6 protein-coding genes are annotated in these 5,829 nt (G+C 36.7%); 2 read left to right on the top strand and 4 right to left on the bottom strand.

Going from position 1 to position 5,829, the window contains the following annotated elements; all coding sequences use genetic code 11:
* Positions 1–96 precede the first annotated feature (96 nt).
* Positions 97–978 carry a hypothetical protein gene (locus ACTBZY_RS12560; protein WP_463046678.1) on the bottom strand — a complete coding sequence of 294 codons (882 nt, stop codon included), beginning with the start codon at positions 976–978 and terminating at the stop codon, positions 97–99.
* Positions 975–1,175: a LuxR C-terminal-related transcriptional regulator gene (locus tag ACTBZY_RS12555; RefSeq protein WP_463046677.1), complete on the bottom strand. Its 201-nt coding sequence runs from the start codon at positions 1,173–1,175 to the stop codon at positions 975–977. Before ACTBZY_RS12555 ends, ACTBZY_RS12560 begins: the two co-directional genes overlap by 4 nt.
* Positions 1,176–1,464: 289 nt before the next feature.
* Between ACTBZY_RS12555 and ACTBZY_RS12550 the strand changes: the two genes are divergently transcribed.
* The gene (locus ACTBZY_RS12550; RefSeq protein ID WP_463046676.1) at positions 1,465–3,093 is read left to right on the top strand and encodes a sensor histidine kinase; all 1,629 of its coding nucleotides are present in this window, start codon (positions 1,465–1,467) and stop codon (positions 3,091–3,093) included.
* Between the two features lie 12 nt (positions 3,094–3,105).
* Positions 3,106–4,878 (top strand): tetratricopeptide repeat-containing sensor histidine kinase, encoded by a 1,773-nt coding sequence (locus tag ACTBZY_RS12545; protein WP_463046675.1) that lies wholly within the window; start codon positions 3,106–3,108, stop codon positions 4,876–4,878.
* Here ACTBZY_RS12545 and ACTBZY_RS12540 read toward each other — a convergent pair whose 3' ends face one another.
* On the bottom strand, positions 4,879–5,535 hold the full coding sequence (locus tag ACTBZY_RS12540) for a response regulator (RefSeq protein WP_463046674.1): 657 nt from the start codon (positions 5,533–5,535) through the stop codon (positions 4,879–4,881). It lies immediately after the preceding gene.
* 115 nt (positions 5,536–5,650) lie between these two features.
* Positions 5,651–5,809, bottom strand: coding sequence for a zinc-binding dehydrogenase (locus tag ACTBZY_RS12535; protein ID WP_463046679.1), 159 nt, complete (start codon positions 5,807–5,809; stop codon positions 5,651–5,653).
* Positions 5,810–5,829 lie beyond the last annotated feature (20 nt).

Below are 5,829 nucleotides of genomic sequence, written 5' to 3'. Positions count from 1 at the left end.
TAGGGCAACAATTGAACAACAAATATAAGAAATAAAGAGCAATTGGGCAACAAAAAAGAGATGATAAAATCTTATAAAATCAATAAAAACAAGTAGTTAGAAAACAAAAGAAAGATAATTACTTTCCTCTACTTGAAATGTTCTATTTGTTGCTGATACCTGAGCTGTTGTACGGTTAATTCCCACTCTATTTGTTGCAAAGTCTCCTCCAATCAAAGTATTCAAGCTATCGCTGTTTTCAATATAGAGTTTATTACTTCCCAATTCGTTTTTGCCTGCTTGATAGCCGAGGAATATGTTTCCATTACTTCTCGTTAACTCCCCTAAATTCATGCCTGCCTCAAAACCCAAAATAGTATTATAATCACCCGAACTATTTCTGAATGCATGGTGACCTACAATTGTATTTTGGGAACCTTCGGCTCTTATTATACCTATCCGATTTCCAATGAAAATACTTTCTGAACTACTCCAGAAGCTTCCAGTATATCCCATTAAAGCATAATTTCCGATAGAAATAACGCCGTTATGAATACCGTTTTGCATATTCATTTGGCCTAACGCAATATTATTACCAGCGTCAAAATAATTCACATTTCCCATCGCCTTCGCACCTATGGCAATGTTTGGCTTTTCGCTAGACGGATTAAGTTTAGCCAATGCCCCATAACCAATGGCTATTTGGCTTGATGCATCAGGGTCAAAGAATTCATGCTGTGGAAGATTATATGATTTTAGTGCATTGGTTCCTATCGCGATATGTCTTCGCGAACTTTGATTACTTAATAATGCATTTTTTCCAATGGCTATATTCGTGGTATCACTGGCCCTAGCAGGAAGGCCGCCTCTAATACCATTGGGTAATATTTCCACAGACATGGAGTCTGCCTGAATGATGCTTATTTGAGCTTCGGCATAAGTGCTCATTAGAAATAAAGCACCTAGACAAATTTTTTTTAGAACTTTGAAAGGTTTCATTCGTTAGTTATTAATCCGTTTCTTATTGCTTTTTTCACTAATCCCACCACCGTCTTAGCTTCAAACTTTAGCATGATGCTTTCAATCATTTCATTGATTTCTTGCATGCTCAATTTCATTTCTTCGGCTATTTCATGATGTTCCTTTTCATTTGAAATCAGTCTTAGCAGCTGCTGTTCCTCTTTATCTAACCTCATGCATTGCTACATTTTTAGATTTTCGTTTCACAAAGTTTGGAAAGAACCACGGCTTAGTACTTCATGGATTACGTGGATTTCGGCTCATGGTATACCATGAATTCGCTTCTGGTCGTAAACCATGATTTTTAGTTTAACTATTGTTTACTATGGCTTTATACAAGAAATTGCTTCATCTAAAGTATAATAGATGAGGCAAATTGGAATTCTGCTTTTATGCTGTTTAAGTTTTCAATCTCTCCGAGCTCAAGAAATTGACTTTGAAAAATATTTCAAGGCAATTGAGAACATGACCTATAACATTGAAAAGTTTGACACGGCTTACTATTTAAGTGATGTAATGCTGCAAAATGCCAATACAGATAATGAAAAAGGGTTGGCCAATTTTGCAAAAGGGCTGGTTATTGTTAAAAATGGTTGGGGATATTACCTTGGCGAATATGGCGTTCCGTATCTAGAAAATGCGATTAATTACTTTGCCGCTGTTAACGACAGAAAGCACATCCAAGAAGCTCTAAATGCTCTTTCCATAAGTTACATCACCATCTATAATCCCGACAATAAAATAACTTCTGAGCGAGAATTGGAATGTATAAGAATGGCCCTCCGGATTCAGCATGATAAAAACTACCAGATTCCATTGCCATTTGTGGCCAATCAAAAAGACGAAAAAACGAACCCAGAAAGCATAAAAAGAACGATTAAAGTAATTCAAGATAATTTAGCGTATGCTTTAGAGCAGCAAGACAGTCTTACTTTTATGTACCGAACAGAAAAACTAGGCTATCTCTACTGGCAACTAGACGGTAACTTAGACAGGGCCGAGCCCTCTCTTTTAGCTGCAAAAGAAATGGCTCAGAGGTTTAACAATCCTTTTTTTGAAAGCGTTTGCCTCAGCCAGCTTGCCGTTTATTCCAACATCTCTAAAGATTATCAAAAAGGACTGCAATATTCATTGGAAGGACTGAAACATTCCCAAACAAACAATCTGGGTTTTCGGGAAACCATTTTTAGAGACCAGCTTTATAATGCCTATATGGCTCTTGGTAATAAAGAAAAAGCCATTTATCATAAGTCGCTTACCATTGAGGCTAATGAGAAACTGCAACGAGATACGCAGCATAAACGCCATAAAATGGTTGTGGATAGAATTAAGGAATTGGAGTATAGAAACCAATTGGAGCATGAACTCAGCAAAGAAAGAAATCGGATAAAGATGTACTATACCGCTCTGTGGGGACTTTTAGGACTTGTGGGTTTAGCTCTTTATTCTAATTATAGGCTAAGACAAAAAAACAAAGAAATAAAAAGAGCCGCTCTTAATGGTCAAACCATTGAGCGGAAAAGGGTAGCGGCAGATTTACACGACAACCTTGGTTCCACCATATCTTCAATACAATGGGCTATGGATAGTATAGACCAGCGAGAGTTAAAAGCGAGCCAACTGGAAGTCTTTAAAAGCCTTCAAAATCTTCTTCAAAAAGCCTATGGCGATATACGACTACTGGCTCATAACCTTTTACCCCTTTCTTTAGAAGAACAAGGACTGGCAGATTCTTTAAAAGAACTGGTTCATAAAATGAATAAGAATGGCAAAACGAAGTTTATACTTTCGGTCGACGATGACTTTAAGAGACTTGATAAAACCAAGGAGTTTGAACTGTATTGTATCTCTTTAGAATTGTTTAGCAACATTATTCACCATGCAGACGCCACTGAAGCTCATGTAGAGCTCTCACAAACTTCTGGTAAAACTACCCTCTCCATATCTGATAATGGGAAAGGTTATGAACCCTCTTCAAACGATGGAATGGGACTTAAAAACATTAAAGAAAGAGTATCTTCTATTGGTGGCACTTGGCAGATAAAACGAGCGGATGAAAATGGTGTTTTCAATCTTATTGAGGTTCATCATTAAAGTTAAACTGTTATGGACTCATCAGTAATCAAAATTTTAAGCCTACATCCTATCAAGTTTATTTTACCTTGGGTTTTAATTCTGGGTTTACATTCCTTGGCCTGCGGCCAAAAAAAGAGTATTAGTGATACCACAGCAGTTATAGCTTTAATAGAAAAAGCCAATAATTATCTCCATAAAAATGCACTTCAAAAAGCTTTAAAAACGAGTAATGAGGCTGAAGAAATAGCCAACAAAATGAAATGGAAACCCGGCTTACTTAAAGTGTATTTAACCAAAGCCTCTATTCAAAATGTATCAAACCAGCATTACGAGGCTATTTCAACAGGATTGAAGGGTTTAAACCTAGCAAGGGAACAGGATGACAAGCTAAACGAAGTATCCTTTTACAGATCACTGGCAAATAATCATGACATGTTAGACAATTATGCGGTCGCCATTCCTTACTATCAAAAATGCCTGGAATCTTCTAGAAACTTACCAGAGGCTGAAAAAATAAGAGGGCACTGCTATGTGGAATTAGGCGATGCTTACAGAATTCATTTCAAAAACCCAGAAAAAGCTAGAGAACTCATAGAACACGGGATTGCCATTTACGAAAAACTAGACTCTTCTGCTTTAGGTTACGCTTACGATTATCTCGGCGAAGCCCTCACAGACTTGAGACTATTTAAAAAGTCAGAAGAAGCTTTTAAGAAGTCTAGGGCTCTATATGAAAAAAACCAAGACCTCTACCTCATTCCAGAGTTACTCTTTCATACCGCCAATCTATATCTGAAAGAAAAGAACTACCCCAGTGCCATAGCATATGCCAACGAGGGTCTGGTTTATAGCAAAAAAATGAAAACCATTTATGGCGAAAGTGAAGCAAACCGAACCTTATATGAAGTTTATAAAGCCACCAATAAGCCAAATTTGGCACTGCAACATTTTGAGCGTTATACCCTCTTAAGGGATACTATGCATATGGCCAATATTCATAATCGCTTTAAACAAGTGGAAATGGATGTTCAGCTTCAAAAACAGGAATCTAGAATTAAAGAACTAGTACTAAAGCAACAAAAGAATCAATTACAAACACAGCAGCTATGGCTCTATGGCCTTCTTGTACTCTTATTAATTACAGCTCTTTTCATCTTTTACTTTAGAGCATTAAACAAAAAACTGAAGGCCAAAAATACGCAAATATCTGAGGCTTTATTATTGGGACAAGCCATCGAGAGAAAGCGTGTAGCCACGGATTTGCATGACACCATAGGAGCTAATCTTGCATCCATAAATTGGACACTTGATGTAATCAACACAGAGAATCTACCATCCAAAGAGAAAGATGTTTTCCAAAAATTAAGAAATCAGCTCGTCCAAACCTATGAACAAGTAAAACTCCTAACGCAAAACCTAGTGCCTGAAGAGCTTGAAAAAAGAGGGTTGGTTTTGTCGTTAAAAAACCTTGTCAGAAAAAACAATGAATCTCTAAGAGCAAAGCATACTTTAAAAATCGATGACCATTTCAAACCACTGCATGCCAAAGTAGAATTTCAGGTTTACTATATCTGTTTAGAACTTATGAATCAGAATAAAAACAAACTTTGGGGAGAATTTTCTTTAGCACAAGTTGGAAATCAGATAAAGCTAAAACATACTACCGATGGAAATCTCTCTAATACCAATGATGACACAAGTCAAAGAAACGTAGCTCTTCGAGTGGAAATTTTAAATGGAAAATTAAAAGAAGTAAATGAAGCTGGTGTAAAAACAACCACTATAAATTTCAAACTAGCTTAATTAGCCTTCCACCAAACCATGTTTCAACGCAAATTTGGTCATACCAATGGCACTTTTAACGTTTAATTTTCGCATCAAATTACCCCTGTGTGTCTCTACGGTGGCTACACTTACGAAAAGTTTTTCAGCAATCTCTTTGGTATTAAATTCTTCTGCCACCAATTTAAGGATTTCTAATTCTCTTGGAGTGAGTAGCTCTATGGTAGTAGGTGTAGCTTGATTTAAATCTTCACCAAAATTCATGGCTAATTCATTTACCACGTCCTCACTAAAATATTTCTTTCCCGAGACAATGACTCTTACAGCTCTTTCTAGTTCATCTTTCCCAGATTTCTTCAAAACGTAACCCTTCACTCCTGCTCGAATAGCGTCCCTAATTTGTGTGGCGTCTTCCACCATAGTCAGCATCAGAATTTTCAATAAAGGTGCCTTCTCTCTTAAAGTTAAAGCCAAATCTACACCAGAGCTTTCTGGCATATTAAAATCCGAAATAAGGACGTCTACCTCATTAGAAATCAAAAATGTAATGGCGTCTTTGGTATTATTAAAACATTTCAAAACCTGAAAGTCTTCTATGGATTCAAACAATAGACGCAGAGCATCCAACACCACTTGATGGTCGTCAATTAAAACAAGACTTATGGGTTTCTGAGTCATTACTTAAGTTTGGACAAACGAAAATAACGGAAGTATTGGAAGAATAAATAAAAGCAGCCTTGAAATCTACTTCTCGGTTACAGATAGGGCATAATATACTCATTTTTAGCAGCTTCTAATCCTGCGAAATCAAAACCGCTACGTTTCCCGTCTTTTGCCCAGAATAAACATAAGCAAAAGCCGCTCCTATTTCATTGAGCCTATATGTTCTATCAATTAGGGGTTTCATTTGCCCAGATTCTATCAGTTTTTTTATCAGCAAAACACTTTTCATAGTATTCAATGGTATAGGAA

It is taken from the genome of Arcticibacterium sp., assembly GCF_055134445.1.
The sequence above is the reverse complement of the archived record's forward strand: the minus strand, read 5'-3'. Positions and strand labels throughout refer to the sequence as shown.